This is a genomic window from Stenotrophomonas sp. YJH_SMC_106-19, from assembly GCF_059368375.1.
The window spans coordinates 375,881-394,001 of record NZ_JCAFRQ010000001.1; the positions used below are offsets into that span (position 1 = coordinate 375,881).

Sequence of the window (18,121 nt, forward strand, 5' to 3'; positions counted from 1 at the left end):
ATGCCCGGCGGCTGTCCGTTGCGGCGCCGTGGACGCCGGCAACGGGTTCCGGGCGATGCCCGGAAAGCCGGGCCTGGGCCCGGCTCACAGGTCATCCGGCTGCGCCGGATTACTTCACGCGCGAGGAGTACTCGCCCGAACGGGTGTCGACCCGGATGACTTCATCCTGGTTGACGAACAGCGGCACGCGGACCACGGCACCGGTTTCCAGCGTGGCCGGCTTGCCGCCACCGCCGGAGGTGTCACCGCGGACGCCCGGATCGGTTTCGGTGATCTTCAGCTCGACGAAGTTCGGCGGCTGCACGAAGATCGGCGCACCGTTGAACAAGGTCACGATGCAGGCTTCCTCGCCCTTCAGCCACTTTTCGGCGCCGCCCATGCCGGCCTTGTCGGCCTGGACCTGCTCGAAGGTCTCCGGATCCATGAAGTGCCAGTACTCGCCATCGCTGTACATGTAGTTCATGTCGGTGTCGACCACGTCGGCCACTTCCAGGTCGTCGGTCGCCTTCATGGTCAGTTCGACCACGCGGCCCGAACGGATGAAGCGGTACTTGACGCGGGTGAACGCCTGGCCCTTGCCCGGCTTGACGTATTCGGTATCGGTGATGACCGCCGGTTCATTGTTGACCAGGATCTTCATCCCGTTCTTGACGTCATTCATGCCCACAGTGGCCATGCTCAAGCTCCTCAAATGGCAAAACCGCCGCGGGTGCGGCGAGCCGGTAGAATGGAAAGCCCACCGGATGCCGGTGGGCGACTGTTTTTCTGCCCCCATGATAACCGCAGGCCCCCTCTCCATGCAGCTTTCCGCCTTTCCCCGCCCGTCGTCGCCGGGTGCACCCGCACGCTGGCAGGAACTCTGGCGCCAGGCGCTGCGCGACCCGCACGCACTGCTGGCGCGGCTGGAGCTGGATCCGGTCGCACTGGGCGTGTCCGAGGCGGCCATGGCCCAGTTCGCGCTGCGCGTACCGGACGGGTTCGTGGCCCGCATGCGCAAGGGCGATGCGGCCGACCCGCTGCTGCGCCAGGTGCTGCCGGTCAATGACGAGATGCAGGTCGTTCCCGGGTTCAGCTTCGACGCGGTGGGCGATGGTGCGGCCAGGAAGGCGACCGGGGTCATCCAGAAGTACCGGGGCCGGGCGCTGCTGATCGCCACCGGCAGCTGTGCAATCAATTGCCGCTACTGTTTCCGCCGGCACTTCGACTACGCCGCTGAGAATGCCGCCAAGGGCGGCTGGTGGGAAGCGGTGGACGCCATCGCCGCCGATCCGGATATCGACGAAGTGATCCTGTCCGGGGGGGATCCGCTGTCGCTGGCCACCCACAAGCTGGTCGAACTGACCGACGCGCTGCGGCGGATTCCGCACATCCGTCGCCTGCGCATCCACACCCGGCTGCCGATCGTGCTGCCGGAACGGGTCGACGACGAGCTGCTGGCCTGGCTGGGCAGCCTGCCGTGGCCGCTGGCGATCGTGGTCCATGCCAACCATCGCAATGAGTTCGATGCCAGCGTGGACGCGGCAATGGCGCGCCTGCGTGGCACCGGCGCCCAGCTCCTGAACCAGGCAGTGCTGCTGCGTGGCGTCAACGACAGCGTGCAGGCGCTGCAGGAACTGAGCGAACGCAGCTTTGCCGCCGGCGTGCTGCCCTATTACCTGCACCAGCTGGACCGGGTCGAGGGCGTGGCCCACTTCGAGGTGGATGACACCCGCGCCAGGGAGCTGATCGCCGGCCTGACCGCGCGCCTGTCCGGCTACCTGGTTCCCAAGCTGGTGCGGGAACTCCCCGGCGACCCGAGCAAGCGCCCGCTGTAGCGATCCCGCCGGGGTCAGAGCCGTTTCCTGCAGAAAGGGATCTGACCCCTGAACCAGGATTCAGACGCCGGACTCGATCATCCGCACCACTTCGGTCGCGGTGACCGGGTGGCTCAGCCAGTAGCCCTGGCCAAGATCGCAGCCGCGCTGGGCCAGCAGCTCGAATTGCGCCTGCTGCTCGATGCCCTCGGCAACCACCGTGATGCCCAGCGCGTGGGCCATGGCGATGATCGCCGTGGTCAGCGCCAGGTCGTCCGGATCACGCTGCATGTCGGCAATGAAACTCTTGTCGATCTTCACTCCGTCCACGGGCACCTGGCGCAGGTGGCTCAAGCCCGAGAAGCCGGTGCCGAAGTCGTCCAGCCACACCTTGACGCCGGTGCGATGCAGCTTGTCCAGCAACTGCGCGGCCACCATCTCATCACCGATCACGGCGGTCTCGGTCAGTTCCAGATGCAGGCGCGAAGCCGGCAGCCCCGACTCATGCAGGCACTGTGCGACCAGTGACGGCAGCTCGCCGCCACGCAGCTGCCGGGGCGACACGTTCACCGACACGAACAGATCATCGCCGCCCGCACTGCGCGGCCACTGCGACGCTTCCATGCAGGCCGCGCGCAGCACCTTCGGCCCGATCACCTCGATCAGCCCGCTCTGCTCGGCCACTTCGATGAACACCGACGGCGGGATCGTGCCCAGAGTGGGGTGCTGCCAGCGCAGCAGCACCTCGACGCCGACCATCCGCCGGTCGCGGGTGCGGAAGATCGGCTGGTAGGCCAGGCGCAGCTCGCCGCGCTCCCAGGCGCCGCGCAGTTCCTGTTCCATGTGCACGCGGCGCTCGACAGCATGGTCCATCGCCCGGCTGTAATACCGGTAGCAATTCTTGCCGGCCATCTTCGCCTGGTACATGGCGATGTCGCCGTTCTTCAGCAGTGTGGTCGCGTCTGCGGCATCGTCCGGGAACAGGGTCACGCCGATGGAGGTGCCCAGGAACAGCTCCCTGCCCTGCACCACCAGCGGCTTGCCCAGTTCGCGCACCAGCACCTCGGCCAGCAGCCGCGCATTGGCAGCGACATCGCCGTCGCCGACCAGGATCACGAACTCGTCGCCGCCAAAACGGGCCAGCAGCGCCTCATCGCCCCCGGCCTCGGCGACGGCGCGGCCGATCCGCTGGGCAAACTGCAGCAGTGCTTCGTCGCCCGCTTCATGCCCGAGGGTATCGTTGACCCGCTTGAAATCGTCGATGTCCGCAAACAACAGGCCCAACCGCTGCTTGGACGCACGCGCGGCCATCAGCCGGTGGTCCAGAGCTTCGCGGAACGCCAAGCGGTTGGTCAGGCCGGTCAGTGCGTCGGTGTAGGCCATGTGCCGCACCTCGCGGTCGTGGCGGGCGATGGCATCACGCATGCGGGCGAATCCCCGCACCAGCTCGCCGACCTCGTCGTCGCGGGTATTCTCCAGCAGCGGCGCCTGGTAGTCGCCGGCTTCGATGCGACGGGCCGCCACCGCCAGGTCGCGGATCGGCGCGACCAAGGTGCGCTGCACGTAGAAGATCACCGCCACGCCGATCACCACCAGCAGGCCGAGCATCAGCAGCAGCCAGCCCAGATGACGGCTGCCGACCTGCTGCAGGCGCTCGCCCAGCGTTGCGTTGGCGGCCTGCTCGCGCTGCTGCACTTCGTCCAGCGCCATGCCGACGCGGACGCCGCCGATGCGCTGGTTGCCGACCATGATCGGCATCGTGTTGTCGAGCACCTTTGGCGACTGCTGCACCACCAGCGTCCGCGCGGCGATCGCGCCCGGTGCAAGGGGGTCTCCCATCGGCTGACCGAAGGCGGCGACCTCCACCGAACCGTCGTGCACCAGCCGGCCACGTTCGTCGAACACCAGCACATAGCGCACCACGGGCTGCCGCGACGTGCTGCGCACCAGTGCGCCGACCTGGTCCAGATCGTGGTAGTACAGCGGGTTGGCCAGCGCATCGGAAAGCTCACGGGCGATCGCTTCGCCGCGGCTGCGCACGCTGCGGTCGAACAGTTCATGGATGACGCCGCCGCTGAGGTTGCGCACCTCGCTCTGCATCGCCGCCTGCCGCCCCAGCAGCACCGCCAGGATCGCCACCACCACAAGCATCGCCCCGCCCATCGCGAGCAGGAACCGCGCCTGCATTCCCGAGCCGAGCCACTTCATTCCACTTCCATCCGCACGCGCGTCAATCCTTGTTTCAATTCATCCAGCCGCTGCTGCGCATGCGCGTCGACGCGGTGGAAACCGGAAGTACCAAAAAAACGGTGAAGCGCCGCCTGTGCCTGTGGATCACTGGCCGCCTGCAGCAGGACCTCCTGCAGGCGGTCACGGACGCGTGCATCCAGGTCGGCGCGCACCACCTCCACGGCGCGAGGATAGGGCTCCGTGCGCAACAGTTCGCGGAAGTCGCGCCGGAACGCCCGCGGCATGCGCCGTTCATCGTTCCAGTCCACGCTGCTCACCGCACCCCCATCGGCCACGCCCTTGTGCACGTAGGTGGCGATGTTCAGCTCGCTGCGGGCGAACACATAGCCGACGCTGTCCGTGCCCGGAGCGTCCCACGTACCCGCGAGGATCTGTGGGGACAACCCGTGGCCCAGCAACGTCATCACCGGCACCAGGTAGGCGCTGGTGGATGCGGTGTTCTGCAGCGCAAGGCGGTGGCCCCGCAGGTCCTCCAGCCGCTGGAACGGGCTGTCGCGGCGCACGAAGAATACGGTCTGGTACTCACGCACGCCATTGCGCTCGGTCAGTAGCAACGGCCGCGCACCGCTGCGCTGCCCCAACGCCACTGCGGTTCCGGCGGTTTCCGTGACCCAGTCGACCTGCCCCCGCCGCAGATAGCTGGCCATCTGCTGCGGATCACGCGCCATCAGTATCCTCCCCTCCTGGATGCCGACGTCCTGCATGCGTGCCACCACGTAGTCCAGCAGCGGCTGCAGCTGCTGGTAATGGGCCTTGGGATCGTCGCTGATCCGGCCCAGCACCAGCACCGGATCCGGCGCAGCACGCACCGTTCCGGCCAGCAGGACCATGGCCAGGCTCAGCAGCGCCCCCTGCATTGCCGTTCGCAGACCCGACACCGGTTTCATCCCCCCCTGGGTATCCGGACAGACTACCCGAAAAAATGAGAACGTCGTCAGCCGTTGTGACTGCCCGGCTTGGCCAGACGCGCCATGCGCTGGGCATCGGCCAGGATGCCGCGCAGCAACCGCACTTCCTGCTCGCTCGGCTCGCTGCGCAGGAACAGGCGGCGCAGCTTGCGCATCGCCGACTCCGGCGCACGGCCCTTGTGGAAATCGATCTCGTCCAGGGTGTCGCCAAGCTGGGCGAAGAAGCTCTCCATCTGTTCGTGGCTGGCCACCTGCTCACGAAAGCCCGGTTCGGCGCCAACGGCAGGCTGGGCGCCGAGCAGCTGCATGCGCACCTCGTAGGCCAACACCTGCACGGCGGCGGCGAGGTTGAGCGAACTGAACGCCGGATCGGACGGAATGTGCACCGCCGCGTGGCACAGCTGCAGCTCCTCGTTGGTCAGGCCGGTCCGTTCCCGGCCAAACACCAGCGCCACCTCGGCACCCTCACCGGCCTTGGCGACCGCACGGGCCGCTGCGTCGGCGGGCAGGTACTCCTCCAGCTGGACCCGGCGTGCGCGGGCCGTACACCCCAGCACCAGACGGCAGTCGGCGACGGCCTCGGCCAGGGTGGCCACCACGGGCGCATCGCCGAGCACGTCCTCGGCGCCGGCCGAGCGGCGGAATGCCTCCTCGTCCAGCGGTTTTTCCGGGGCCACCAGTACCAGGCGGGCCAGGCCCATGGTCTTCAGGGCGCGGGCGGCGGCGCCCATGTTGCCGGGATGCTGGGTTCCGACCAGGACGAATCGGAGGCGGGTGGCGGCGGGGAACTGGGACATGAACAGGGAAAGGTCGAGCTGGACGATGACCAATGGTAAACTGTGCGGCCGGCCACTGCGCCGGACCCGCTCTTTTCCCCCGCCAGTCCTACCCTTCTGCCTTTCCGGGAGCCCACGCCATGCAGAAACCCGCCGTCACCGTCATGGTCAAGGCCGCCCGCCTCGCCGGCAACGTCCTGTTGCGCAACATCAACAAGCTCGAGGCACTGAACGTGGTGCAGAAGGGGCGGATGGACTACGCCAGCGAAGTCGATGCGGACGCGGAAAAGGTCATCGTCAAGGAGCTCAAGCGCGCGTATCCCGAGTACGGCGTGTTTGGCGAGGAAGGCGGCGTGCAGGGCGAACATCGCCACATGTGGGTCATCGATCCGCTGGACGGCACCAGCAACTACCTGCGCGGCGTGCCCCACTACTGTGTATCGATCGCCCTGGTCGAGAACGGCGAGCCGACCGACGCGGTCATCTTCGATCCGCTGCGCAACGAGCTGTTCACCGCCAGCCGTGGCGCGGGCGCCGTGCTGAACGACCGTCGCATCCGCGTGGCGGATCGCAAGGACCTGGGCGGCACCATGATCCAGACCGGCTTCGCTCCGCGCGAGCGCGCCCGTGCCGGCGCCCAGTTGAAGGCGGTCGATGCCCTGCTGGTGCAGGCCGAGGACATCCGCCGTACCGGTTCCGCTGCGCTGGACCTGGCCTATGTCGCCTGCGGTCGCGCCGACGCCTACTTCGAGGCCGGGGTGAAGGCCTGGGACATCGCGGCCGGCGTGCTGCTGGTGCGTGAGGCCGGTGGCAAGGTGTGCGACTTCAAGGGAGCACCGCTTGCACGCATGGACAACCGCGGTCCGGAAACCCAGCAGGTGGTGGCGGGCAACCTGAAGGTGGCCGAGTCGCTGCAGAAGGTGCTGGTCAACACGGGCTATGCGGCCGAGTTCGACGCGAAGTTCTGAGCGTCCCTGTAAAGCGGTTCATGGAGACGGCACCTGTGAAGGTGCCGTTTTCGTATCCGCAGTGATCGTGCTTGTCACTTTCTTTGCTCGTGCAAAGAAAGTAACCAAAGAAACACGCCGCCAGGACGCGAGCCGACGTGCTGTGCACGCCGGTTCCCTTCGCTCCTCGGTCCGTCGAGGGACGGTGCGGGAACTCGCTGCGCTCAGACACCCGCACCTCTTCGCCCTCGCCGGACCTGCGGTGCTCGGCTCGCTCAAGGCGGACCCAAGGTCAAGAACCACAGCTGCACGACGATGACGGGTAGCGCCGGGCCATGCCCGGCGAGCGAAGCGGCCGCTTCGCCTTCGACCTTGAAAGTGACACCCCTCCGCAGTCGCGGAAACGATCCTGCGGGCACGCGTCGATGCTGCCGACGCGCAAACAGAAACGCCCGGCACGGGGCCGGGCGTTCCTGTAGCAGTGCGTTGCAAGCGGAGGCTTACACCACCGTCGAGGCCCGCAGCGCGGCGATGCGCTCTTCCAGCGGCGGATGGCTCATGAACAGCTTCTTCGCGGTCGAACCGGCGATGCCGAAGGCGGCGATCTGGGTCGGCAGCGTGCTCTGGCCGTGGTTGAGCTGCAGGCGCTCCAGCGCGGCGATCATCTTCTGGCGACCCGCCAGCGAGGCGCCACCGGCATCGGCGCGGAACTCGCGATGGCGCGAGAACCACATCGAGATCATGGTCGCGAACAGGCCGAACACCATCTCCAGCACGAACACGATGATGTAGTAGGCGAACCCGCGGCCGCCGCCTTCGCGGTTGCCCGACAGCGCGCTGTCGATGACGCCGCCGACCACGCGCGCCAGCACGATCACGAAGGTGTTCAACACACCCTGCAGCAGCGCCATGGTGATCATGTCACCATTCGCCACGTGGGCGATCTCGTGGCCCAATACGGCTTCGGCCTCGTCTTCGCTCATGTTCTGCAGCAGACCGGTGGACACCGCCACCAGCGCGTTGTTGCGGTTGGCGCCGGTGGCGAATGCGTTGATCTCCGGGCCATCGTAGACCGCCACTTCGGGCATGCCGATGCCTGCCGCCTTGGCCTGTCGCTCGACGGTGGCCAGTAGCCAGCGCTCGGTCTGGTTGCGTGGCTCGGTGATCACCACCGCGCCGGTGGAGCGCTTGGCCATCCACTTGGACAGCAGCAGCGAAATGAAGGAACCGCCGAAGCCGAAAATCGCAGCCATCACCAGCAGGCCGCTCATCTGGTTCGGATTGACCCCCAGCAGCGACATCACGATGCCGGCCAGGATCAGCACTGCAAAGTTGGTGGCTAGAAAGAGTGCGATGCGGGTAAACATGGGAAATTCCGGCTCGGAAGGGGTCGATATCCGCCAATTTGCGGTGCGGTCAGCTTGAATTCAAGCACCAACCTGACCGACGATTCAGCCAGCATGACCTCCCCCCTTTCCTGCGGGCGCTTCGCGCCCTCGCCTACCGGCCTGCTACACCCCGGCTCCCTGCTGGCTGCATTCGGCAGCTGGCTGCTCGCGCGCCATCACCATGGCCTGTGGCGGCTGCGCATCGAGGACATCGATCCCCCACGCACCGTGCCCGGGGCTGCGCACGCGCAGTTGCAGGCACTGGCGGCATTCGGCCTGGCCCACGATGGTCCGGTGCTGTGGCAGAGCGAACGTGGCGATGCTTACCAGCAGGCTCTGGACAGGCTGCTGGCCAGCGGGCTGGCCTTCATCTGCCACTGCAGCCGCAGCGAACTGGCAGCCCGGGGGGGCATCCACCATCGCTGCGTCGCGCGGCAGCCCCGACCGGACCCTGCCGTCCGCTTCCGCGTACCGGCCGGCAGCGTGGTGCAGTTCGACGATGGCCTGCGCGGCCGTCAGGTGCAGGACGTCCACGCCGAGGTGGGTGATTTCGTGCTGCGCCGCGCCGACGGGTGCTGGGCCTACCAGCTGGCGGTGGTGGTCGACGATGCCGCGCAGGGCGTCACCGACGTGGTGCGCGGCGCCGACCTGCTCGACTCGACCGCGCGGCAGATCCTGCTGCAGCAGGCACTCGGACTGGCAGTGCCGCGATACTGGCACCTGCCCCTGCTGCTGGACGCGCCCGGGCACAAGCTGTCCAAGTCGCTGGCCGCGCTGCCGGTCGACAGCGCCCGCCCGGTGCCGGTGCTGCGTCAGTTGTGGGGCCTGCTCGGCCAGTCGCCCGCCGCACTCGAGGGTCACGACGATCTGCACGACCTGCTCGCGGCGGCCCGGCAGGCATTCGATCCGGCCCGCCTGCCACGCACGGACATCCTGTTGCCGACGGGCGCACTTTCCGCGCCGATGTTGCAGAATCCCCCTTCCCCCACCTGAAACCCGGACTGCATTCCATGACATCTCGCGTCGCACTGGTCACCGGCGGAACCGGCGGCATCGGTACCGCCATCTGCCAACGCCTGGCCGACCAGGGCCACCGGGTCGCCACCAACTATCGCGATGAAACCAAGGCCCGCGCCTGGCAGCAGGCGATGACCGAACGCGGCTTCAACGTGTCCATCTTCGCCGGCGACGTGTCCGATCCGGACAGTGCCGAAGCGCTGGTGCGCGCCGTCGAAAACGAACTGGGCCCGGTCGAAATCCTGGTCAACAACGCCGGCATCACCCGCGATACGACCTTCCACCGGATGCGTGCGGACCAGTGGCATGACGTGATCAACACCAACCTCAACTCGGTGTTCAACGTCACCCGCCCGGTCATCGAAGGCATGCGTCGCCGCGGCTGGGGCCGGGTCATCCAGATCAGCTCGATCAACGGTCTGAAGGGCCAGTACGGCCAGGCCAACTACGCCGCCGCCAAGGCCGGCATGCACGGCTTCACCATCTCACTGGCGCGCGAGAACGCGGGCTTCGGCATCACCGTCAACACCATTTCGCCGGGCTACGTCGCCACGGACATGGTCATGGCCGTGCCGGAGGAAGTGCGGGCCAAGATCATCGCCGACATTCCGACCGGGCGCCTGGGCAAGCCGGAGGAGATCGCCTACGGCGTGTCCTTCCTGGTGGCCGAGGAGGCCTCGTGGATCACCGGCAGCAACCTGGACATCAACGGCGGCCACCACATGGGCTGGTGATCCGCGCGGGCGCGGCCGGTCGTGTGCCGGACCGCACCTGCCTGCGGTCATGCTGCGCAGCACGCAAACCCTTGTTGCGCAACATGATCCGCCGTGAAAGCCAAGCCTGGCGGGGGCTGGGGCGGTTGCAACGGCTGCTGCACTGCGCCATGCTGCGCGTCTACTGTGACGAGTGACCGCTTCATGGCTGCGACCCGCATCATCAAGAAGTATCCGAACCGCCGTCTCTACGACACCGAGATTTCCAGCTACATCACCATCGAGGACGTCCGCCAGCTGATACTGGACGGTGAAGACTTCGAGGTCCGCGACGCCAAGAGCGGTGACGACCTTACCCGTTCGGTCCTGCTGCAGATCATCGCCGACCAGGAGCAGGACGGCGAGCCGATGCTCTCCACCCAGTTGCTGAGCCAGCTGATCCGCTTCTACGGCGACTCCCTGCAGGGATTCATGGGCAACTACCTGGAACGCAGCATGCAGGTGTTCCTGGACCAGCAGCAGCAGTTCCGCCAGCAGATGGGCAACCTGCTGGGCCAGACGCCGTGGGCGATGATGAACCAGCTGACCGAACGCAACCTGGAGCTGTGGCAGGAATTTCAGCGCAGCATGGGCACCGGCTTCGGCGGCCCCCGCCCCGGCGGAACCGGCCCGGGAACCGGAACCGGCAGCAAGCCGAACGAACCGGGCACCGGCACCGGCGGCAAGACCCGCCGCTGAGCCACGGCAGGGACTGACATGAAAACGGCGCGCCACTGGCGCGCCGTTTTCGTCTGCGGGTCATCCGCAGGCAGACGTCAGCGCTTCGCCTTGCACGCCGTGCAGACGCGCTCGACCTTGTAGCCCTCCGCCCTGAGCTTCTCGACCACGCCATCGCTGCCGAGCAGATGCAGCGTGCCAACCACCACCAGCGTGCCACCCTGCCCCGCCTGCAGATAGGGCACCAGCTTCGGCACCCAGGCATCATTGCGGCCGGTATTGATGCGCTGATACAGCTGCGGATACTGCTGGCGCATCTCGGCAGCCATTTTCGTCCACAGCAGGCGCTCGTCACCGCGGCGCCATGCGTCGTGCAGCATGCGCGCCTGTTCATCACCCTTGTCGGCCTGATCGAGGGCTTCGGACAGCATCTGCCGCTGCTCCTGCACCGACATCCCATCAAGCATGCCGATCTGCGTATCGATGTCCTCCAGACCACCGGTGCTGCGCCCGGTCGCCTGTGCGCGCTCCATGAAGTGACGGTCCAGACCGAGGGCCGGGTCCAGGCCCATCTTCTGCATCTGCCCCACTGAAATGCTCAGACCGACAAACCAGGGTTTCATGCCCTGCATCTGCGCCAGCGGCAGCTTGTTCGCGGTGGCGAAGGCCTGCAGCTTCTGCCAGGTCGCTGCATCGAGATCACGCTTCAGTTCGCTGCCGTCGGTGCGCACGGCGGCCTGCACCATGCGGCTGGCCAGCTGCGGCGACTGCATGTCTTCCGGTGAGAGTTCGAACAACACGCGCTGCGAGGCCCCGAAGGCCTGCTCCACGTCGGCCGACAGCGGATAGTCCTGCGGCTTCAACAGATGGAACGAGCCCAGCAGATACAGCCGTGAATCGCCGGGGCCGGTGACCTTCCACAGCAGCGGTACCGGCGGCTTGACCGACGCACCTTCAGCGGCCGGCGCGTTGCGGGCCTGCGCCAGTGGCGCCACCGCGCAGGCCAGCAGCAACAGGGCGGCGTGTAACAGGTGTCTGATCAGCATGTCAGCCTTCTCCTTCAGGCAGGTGGTAGGCCTTTTCGCCCGCGTCCACGCGAAGGTCCAGCCGGTTCTCCGGCGGTGCCAACGGACAGGTCGCGTAGGGCGTGAACGCGCAGGGCGGGTTGTAGGCGTGGTTGAAATCGATGAGCACGCGGCCATCGGCGCCGGGGGCGCCGGTATCCAGATAGCGGCCAGCGGGATAGCTGCCGCGGCCGCTGGTGCGGTCCGCGAAGATCAGGAACAGGGGCTCGCCGGGGGCACCGATCGCCTCCAGCCGCCAGGTCCGGCCATCACGCTCGAACTCGACGGCACCGGCATTGGGCATGTCGGTGGTCAGTCCGGTGATGTCGACGATCGGCAAGGTCTTGCCCGGTGCGTGCGCAACGAAGCGCGCCTGCACCTGCCAGTCGGGACCTCCCGGCCAGTACTGCAGGCCGGCGAAATCCCGGCGTGCAGGCGCGTCGGCATGCTTGACCCTCAGCGCATCGCGCGGACCACGCCGGATCAGGCTGAGCTGGCCCTTGCCACCGTCGAAGGCAAGCAGGGTGGGCTGCGGATCCTTGTCGGTATCCATGCGGATGCGCCCCCTCACCGGCTGGCCATTGTGAGTGAGCTCCGCCCCGGCTTCCGGCGTGAACCACCATTGCCGGCCCTCGCGCCGCAGCAGGCCGAGCTTGCCCGGCCCCACTGCCAGGCGGATGCCATTGGTGGCACCGCTGCCAACGAAGTGCGAGCTGTTCTGCAGCCAGTGCAGCCCGACCAGCGCCGTCCAGCCATCAGGCCGCGTCAGATCCTGATAACGCGCCACGCGCCATTGCTGCTGCGCTGCGGCGTATGCCGGGTCTTCCACCACCGCAGGCGCCGGCGGCGGCACCGGACTGCAGGCTGCCAGCAACAAGACAGCCAGCAGGCCGCCCATTCCCCGATACGCCATCGATGCTCCCCTCAACGTCCGCGCAGGAACCAGCGGTCGATCTCCGCCAGCGAAAAACGGGCCCAGGTCGGCCGGCCGTGGTTGCACTGGCCGGATCGCTCGGTGATCTCCATGTCGCGCAGCAGGGCGTTCATTTCCGGCACCGTCAGCCGGCGATTGGCACGCACAGCGCCATGGCAGGCCATGGTCGACAGCAGTTCATCGCGCGCGCTCGCTACGCGGCGGCTCTGGCCGTGCTCACGCAGGTCGGTCAGCACATCGCGCAGCAGCCCCTCCGGCTCGGCGTGGGCCAGCAGCGCGGGAATGCTGCGCACATGCAGCGAGCCCGGGCCGGCCCGCGTCACCTCGAAACCAAGCGCGGCCAGCGTCGCGGCCTCGCTCTCTGCGGTATCCGCTTCGCGTTCGCCCACTGCCAGCGTGATCGGCACGAGCAACGGCTGCGACTGCAGGCCGATACCATCGTGCGCGTTCTTCAGCCGCTCGTAGCCGATGCGTTCGTGCGCCGCGTGCATGTCGACCACGATCAGGCCTTCGGCATTCTCGGCCAGGATGTAGATGCCATGCAGCTGCGCGATCGCATACCCCAGGGGCGGCACGCCCGCGTCTGCACGGGTGTCCGGCAGGCCGTTTCCGCTCTGCATCGCAGGCTGCGCGGTGTCGCCTTCGCCTGCAGCAGGCGTGGCATAGAGCGCGGCGTAGGCGGCCGGCGCATCGGCAACCTGCAGGCCCAGCGGCTGCTGCGGGCGCCATCCCTGATATCCGCCACCGCCGCCCGCCCCCGGAGCAGGACCACGGACCAGACCGAATCCGGACGCGCCCACGGTCGATGCCGCCGCTGCTGCCCCCGCTTCCGCTGCCTGCCCGGCACCTGCACCGATCTCCTGCGCCGACACGCCGGCTCGGGTATCGGCCAGCGCGTCCTTCAGCGTGCGGTAGACGAAATCATGGACCAGCCGCGCATCACGGAAACGCACTTCGTGCTTGGCCGGATGCACGTTGACGTCGACGCGCGTGGGGTCGAGTTCCAGGAACAGCACGTAGGCCGGTTGCCGGCCATGGAACAGCACATCGCCGTAGGCCATCTTCACCGCGTGGGCAACGCTGCGGTCGCGCACCGAACGGCCGTTGACGTACAGGTACTGCTGGTCGGTACTGGCCCGCGAATAATGCGGCTGCGCGATCCAGCCGTGCAGGCGCAGGCCCGCGCCGCTGTGGTCCACGCGCACCGCCTGCAGCGCGAAATCATCGCCCAGTGTCTCGGACAGCCGCGCGTCCGAATACAGGTCACCCGGCTTGTAGCGGCGTGATGCCTTGCCATTGTGCGAGACCCGCAGCTCGACGTCCGGCCGCGCCAGCGCCAGCGAGCGCAGCCATTCTTCGATGTGCCCCAGTTCGGTGCGCTCGGCGCGCAGGAACTTGCGTCGCGCGGGCACGTTGTAGAACAGCTCGCGCACTTCCACCGTGGTACCCGGTGCGTGCGCGCGCGGCGTGACCTCGCCGATCTTGCCGCCATCGATCTGCAGCGCGGAACCGTGCTCGTCATCTGCGCGGCGCGACGCCAGGGTGAAACGACTGACCGACGCGATCGATGGCAGCGCTTCGCCGCGGAACCCGAGCGTGGCCACCGACTCCAGATCGTCCAGGTTGGCGATCTTGCTGGTGGCGTGCCGCGAGACGGCCAATGGCAGCTGCTCCGCTGCGATGCCACTGCCGTTGTCGCGGATGCGGATCAGGCGCACGCCGCCTTCTTCCAGGTCGATGTCGACACGGCTGGCGCCGGCATCGATCGCATTCTCGACCAGTTCCTTGACCACTGACGCGGGGCGCTCGACCACCTCGCCGGCGGCGATCTGGTTGATCAGGATGTCCGGCAGGGGCCGGATCGGGCGCGGGCCGGGCGCGCTCATGGGGCAAGGTAGGCAGCAGACTTCATGCGCCGATGATAGCGGAGGTACCGCGTGGAGAGTCGAGCCGGATCACCTGTGCGATGCCGATGATGCGCCACGCCCCAGGCATGGCCGGTCCAACAGGGTGCGGCCTACTTGCTGCCGCCGGCCATGGTGGCAGCCGCGTCGATCTCGGCCTGTGCGCGGGCCGCGTAGAGCGTCCCCGGCGGCGGCTGCCGGCTGAAGAACGTGTGCACGCCATCGAGCACCGCACCGGCGATCTTGCGCTGGTAGCCCGGGTCGATCAGGCGGCGCTCCTCGTCCGGATTGGAGATGAAGGCGGTTTCCACCAGCATCGCCGGCATGTCCGAGGTGCGCAGCACCGCGAAGTTGGCCCGCTCGATGTTTGGCTTGTGGTTGTTGCCGATCCGCTTCAGTCCACCCAGTACGTGGCCGGCCGCATCTTCGGACGCTTTCATGTAACCGCTCTGCGCCAGATCGAGCAGAACGTTGGCCAGCGTGCCTTCAGTCTGCTGCAGGCGCACACCACCGACCAGATCGGCGGCGTTTTCCTTGTCCGCCAGCCAGCGCGCACGCTGCGACGAGGCACCCTTGGTGGACAGCACGTACACCGATGAACCGGTCGCCGAGCGGTTCTCGGCGGCGTCCGCATGAATCGAGATGAAGATGTCAGCCTTGTTCGCGCGGGCCTTCTGTGCGCGCATCGGCAGCGGGATGAACACGTCGCTGTCGCGGGTCAGATAGGCTTTCAGGCCCGGCGTGGCATTGACCTGACGGGCCAGCTCACGCGCCACCGCCAGGGTAACGTCTTTCTCGCGCTTGCCGGTGGGTCCGATCGCGCCCGGATCCTGTCCGCCGTGGCCGGGATCGATCGCCACCACCAGGTGCCGCATGCCAGGCTGCATACGGATGCGCGAAGCGTCGCTGGGCATCGCCGGACGCGGCGGTTCGGGCGGCGGCGATGCCGGTACCGGTGCCGGGGCTGGCGGATTGCTCACCACCGCAGCGGTGCGCTGGCCGGCCAGGATCGCCGCGGGCGACGATGCCGGCGGGGTGCTGCTGGCGCTGGTGCCCGCAGCGGCCACCTGCACGGGCGCGGTGGACGGCGCCGGCGTGGGCGCGGCCGGGGCGGCAGCCGTGGCACTGGCCTGCTGCTGCACCTGCGCGGTCAACAACGCGGTAGCGCGGGCGGCGTCGCTGCGCGTCTGCATGCTGGGTGCCGTCGTCTGCGTGGTCGTGGCAACCGGAGCCGGAGCCGGCGCCGGCGCCGCAGCGGCCACGCCCGGGCTGTCACCCGGCCATTCGATCACCAGCTTTGACGCCTCTCCTTCGCGCTGCATCTGCGGGCGGAACGGCGCCACGGATTCCGCAAGATCGAAAACAACACGGAAGGTGCCCGGAACCGGTTGTCCGGTGCGCACTGCCGTCACCACGCCCTGCGCAGCGGGCATCTTCAGGTTGCGCACGGCAGTGGAATCCGGGAAATCGACCACCAGCCGGTTCGGGTTGGCCAGTGACAGCGTCTTGTAGCCGCCACTGCCGACCAGCGAGATTTCCGCGCGGGTGCCGGTGGAGCCTGTATTCAGCTGTACCTGACGGACTTCACCCGCCCACGCACTGAGGCTCGCCAGACCCAGTCCGACGGCGGCACAGATGGCGATGAGACGGTTCCCCAGGCGCATGGCTCAGGATTCAATCACCGCGCTGAACGGAATGCAATACCTTTTTCCTTAATAATCCGTAACCTGCCGATCTTTGTTCTCGTCAGGCGACAGAAACAGGCCGCAAGTCTCCACCTTCGGCCAGCCGCTGCAGCCATTCCCGGCCAGCGTCGCTGAGCCCACTGAGACGCGCCCGGCGCCCCTGGCCCTCGATCTCCAGCGCCACGACCAGGTCCGTCGGCGGCAATGCGCCCGCCCCCCGTTCCGGCCACTCGACCAGCCACAGCACCGCACTGCCCTCGTCCAGGCCCAGGAAATCCAGTTCCCCGGCCTGGCCGATGCGGTACAGGTCCAGATGCCACGCCTCGCCGCCACTGGCCAGCGGATAGCGCTCGACCAGGGTGTAGGTCGGGCTGCGGATCGCACCCTGCACGCCCAGCGCACGCAGCAGCGCACGCGCGGTGGTGGATTTGCCGGCGCCGAGGTCGCCGCGCAGCTCGATCAACGCCTGCGGCGGTCGCGTGGCCGCCAGCCACTGCCCGAGACGTTCGGTGGCATCGCTGTCGGCAAGGAAGAATTCGTTCATGGGGAGCGTTCCGGATTGGCCAGCCGCCGCAGGGGCGCCAGCAGGTCGGTGGGAAGCAGACCACGCGCGCCGTCGATGGCAGCGGCGTCGCCGGCAAGCGCGTGCAGCAGGGCGCCGCCTGCTGCGGCATCGAATGCGTCCAATCCCTGCGCGCGCAGTCCAGCAATGACGCCGGTCAGCAGATCTCCCATGCCACCGACCGCCATGCCCGGATTGCCGGCCGCGATCAGCCGCGGCAGCCGCGCAGGTGCCGCGACTACACTGCCGGCACCCTTCAGCACCACCGTGGCGTGATAGCGCTCGGCCAGCGCCTGCGCGCTGCCGAAGCGATCGGCCTGCACCTCGGCGGTACTGCAGCCCAGCAGGCGTGCAGCCTCTCCCGGATGCGGCGTCAGGATGGCATCAGGCACCGCGTGCGGGTTCTGCGCCAGCAGATTCAGGGCATCGGCGTCGATCACCAGCGGACGCCCGCAGGCGAGCACGCTGGCATGCAGCGCACGCGCCCAGTCGTCCTGGCCAAGGCCCGGCCCGATCGCAACGACCCGTGCGCGGTCCAGCAGCGCAGGCAACGCCGCGCCATCTTCCAGCGCATGCGCCATCGCCTCGGGCAGGCGCGCAAGCATCGCCCCCACATGCTCACGACGGGTGCCGACACTGAGCAGTCCAGCACCGGCACGCAGTGCGGCCTCGGCCGCCATCACCGCTGCGCCGCCACTGCCGCGGTTGCCGCCCACACACAGCACATGCCCGGACTCGCCCTTGTGGGTATTGGCCCGGCGCGGCGGCAGCAGCGCCCGCAGACGGTCGCCGACCCAGCGTTCCGCGCTGGCTGCGATGCCTTCCCGCGCCGCCTCCGGCAGGTCCAACGGCGCCAGCCGACGCTGGCCGACATGATCCAGCGCGTCGCCGGTGTACAGGCCCCGGTGGCAGACAATGAACTGCAGGGTGACCGCCGCGCGCACCGCAACGCCGGGAACGCCGCCCTGATCGGCATCGACACCGCTGGGTACATCCAGTGCCAGCACCGGCGCCGGAGAGGCGTTGAGTGCTTCGATCAGCGCCTTCGCCATGCCGGCCGGGGCCCGATCCAGGCCGAGACCGAACAGCGCATCCACGCCGACGTCGGCGACCGGCAGCTGGCCGTCGAATTCGATGCTGCTGCCGCCGGCGGCAGCGAATGCCGCCGCCGCCTGCTGCGCCAGCGGCGTGGCGGGCAGCCTGCCCGGCAGGGTGATCACCTGCACCTGGCGGCCCGCCTGCAGCGCATGGGTCGCCAGTACGTAGCCATCGCCGCCGTTGTTACCGGCGCCAGCCACCACATAGAGACTGCGGGCATCCGGCCATTGCTGCAGCAGGCACTGCCAGCCCGCCAGGCCAGCCTGCGCCATCAGGCTCCAGCCACCATCACCGGCAAGCACCGACGCGCGGGCATCCAGCGCGCGCGCAGCAGCGGTGTCGAACAGAAGAGAGAGATCGGGCAT

16 protein-coding genes are annotated in these 18,121 nt (G+C 68.1%); 5 read left to right on the forward strand and 11 right to left on the reverse strand.

The genetic code is table 11. The annotated features are described in order from the left end of the window. Positions 1–109: 109 nt before the first annotated feature. Entirely contained in the window at positions 110–676 is a 567-nt protein-coding gene (gene efp / locus AC5P5M_RS01690; protein ID WP_053520087.1) for an elongation factor P, read from the reverse strand. Between the two features lie 121 nt (positions 677–797). Here efp and epmB point away from each other — a divergent pair, with 121 nt between their 5' ends. Continuing rightward, the gene (gene epmB, locus AC5P5M_RS01695) at positions 798–1,814 is read left to right on the forward strand and encodes an EF-P beta-lysylation protein EpmB (protein ID WP_065175508.1); all 1,017 of its coding nucleotides are present in this window, start codon (positions 798–800) and stop codon (positions 1,812–1,814) included. A gap of 60 nt (positions 1,815–1,874) precedes the next feature. Here the strand turns inward: epmB and AC5P5M_RS01700 are convergent, their stop codons facing one another. The 3 genes from AC5P5M_RS01700 to AC5P5M_RS01710 are packed head-to-tail and all read right to left on the reverse strand — an operon-like array spanning position 1,875 to position 5,748. Continuing rightward, positions 1,875–4,001, reverse strand: coding sequence for a putative bifunctional diguanylate cyclase/phosphodiesterase (locus AC5P5M_RS01700; RefSeq protein WP_053520089.1), 2,127 nt, complete (start codon positions 3,999–4,001; stop codon positions 1,875–1,877). Next, on the reverse strand, positions 3,998–4,930 hold the full coding sequence (locus AC5P5M_RS01705; RefSeq protein ID WP_495205509.1) for a phosphate/phosphite/phosphonate ABC transporter substrate-binding protein: 933 nt from the start codon (positions 4,928–4,930) through the stop codon (positions 3,998–4,000). The genes AC5P5M_RS01700 and AC5P5M_RS01705 overlap by 4 nt, the downstream gene beginning before the upstream one ends. Positions 4,931–4,977: 47 nt before the next feature. After that, positions 4,978–5,748 carry an RNA methyltransferase gene (locus AC5P5M_RS01710; protein WP_053520091.1) on the reverse strand — a complete coding sequence of 257 codons (771 nt, stop codon included), beginning with the start codon at positions 5,746–5,748 and terminating at the stop codon, positions 4,978–4,980. A 119-nt stretch (positions 5,749–5,867) separates the two neighbouring features. Between AC5P5M_RS01710 and AC5P5M_RS01715 the strand changes: the two genes are divergently transcribed. Continuing rightward, a complete protein-coding gene (locus AC5P5M_RS01715; protein WP_053520092.1) occupies positions 5,868–6,695 on the forward strand; it encodes an inositol monophosphatase family protein in 828 nt (275 codons plus the stop codon). Between the two features lie 479 nt (positions 6,696–7,174). On the opposite strand, the gene htpX is transcribed toward AC5P5M_RS01715, so the two are convergent. Further along, complete coding sequence (htpX, locus tag AC5P5M_RS01720) at positions 7,175–8,041, reverse strand: protease HtpX (protein WP_053520093.1); 867 nt, start codon at positions 8,039–8,041, stop codon at positions 7,175–7,177. Positions 8,042–8,134: 93 nt separating this feature from the next. Between htpX and gluQRS the strand changes: the two genes are divergently transcribed. The 3 genes from gluQRS (at position 8,135) to phaR (ending at position 10,530) form a co-directional block, all read left to right on the forward strand. Then, a complete protein-coding gene (gene gluQRS / locus AC5P5M_RS01725; RefSeq protein ID WP_065181923.1) occupies positions 8,135–9,055 on the forward strand; it encodes a tRNA glutamyl-Q(34) synthetase GluQRS in 921 nt (306 codons plus the stop codon). A 17-nt stretch (positions 9,056–9,072) separates the two neighbouring features. After that, positions 9,073–9,813: an acetoacetyl-CoA reductase gene (gene phbB / locus AC5P5M_RS01730; protein WP_053520095.1), complete on the forward strand. Its 741-nt coding sequence runs from the start codon at positions 9,073–9,075 to the stop codon at positions 9,811–9,813. Positions 9,814–9,996: 183 nt separating this feature from the next. Continuing rightward, positions 9,997–10,530, forward strand: a complete 534-nt coding sequence (phaR, locus tag AC5P5M_RS01735; RefSeq protein ID WP_065175511.1) for a polyhydroxyalkanoate synthesis repressor PhaR — start codon at positions 9,997–9,999, stop codon at positions 10,528–10,530. 77 nt (positions 10,531–10,607) lie between these two features. Here phaR and AC5P5M_RS01740 read toward each other — a convergent pair whose 3' ends face one another. The 6 genes from AC5P5M_RS01740 to AC5P5M_RS01765 all read right to left on the reverse strand — a co-directional run bounded on the left by AC5P5M_RS01740 (position 10,608) and on the right by AC5P5M_RS01765 (position 18,121). Further along, positions 10,608–11,555, reverse strand: a complete 948-nt coding sequence (locus AC5P5M_RS01740) for a TraB/GumN family protein (RefSeq protein WP_495205510.1) — start codon at positions 11,553–11,555, stop codon at positions 10,608–10,610. A gap of 1 nt (position 11,556) precedes the next feature. Next, positions 11,557–12,486, reverse strand: coding sequence for a DUF1684 domain-containing protein (locus AC5P5M_RS01745; protein ID WP_164150587.1), 930 nt, complete (start codon positions 12,484–12,486; stop codon positions 11,557–11,559). Positions 12,487–12,497: 11 nt separating this feature from the next. Continuing rightward, positions 12,498–14,393: a DNA mismatch repair endonuclease MutL gene (mutL, locus tag AC5P5M_RS01750; RefSeq protein ID WP_164150589.1), complete on the reverse strand. Its 1,896-nt coding sequence runs from the start codon at positions 14,391–14,393 to the stop codon at positions 12,498–12,500. Between the two features lie 131 nt (positions 14,394–14,524). Then, positions 14,525–16,075 carry an N-acetylmuramoyl-L-alanine amidase gene (locus AC5P5M_RS01755; RefSeq protein ID WP_164150591.1) on the reverse strand — a complete coding sequence of 517 codons (1,551 nt, stop codon included), beginning with the start codon at positions 16,073–16,075 and terminating at the stop codon, positions 14,525–14,527. Positions 16,076–16,157: 82 nt separating this feature from the next. Next, entirely contained in the window at positions 16,158–16,640 is a 483-nt protein-coding gene (tsaE, locus tag AC5P5M_RS01760; protein ID WP_111186443.1) for a tRNA (adenosine(37)-N6)-threonylcarbamoyltransferase complex ATPase subunit type 1 TsaE, read from the reverse strand. Continuing rightward, positions 16,637–18,121: an NAD(P)H-hydrate dehydratase gene (locus AC5P5M_RS01765; RefSeq protein ID WP_459040183.1), complete on the reverse strand. Its 1,485-nt coding sequence runs from the start codon at positions 18,119–18,121 to the stop codon at positions 16,637–16,639. The genes tsaE and AC5P5M_RS01765 overlap by 4 nt, the downstream gene beginning before the upstream one ends.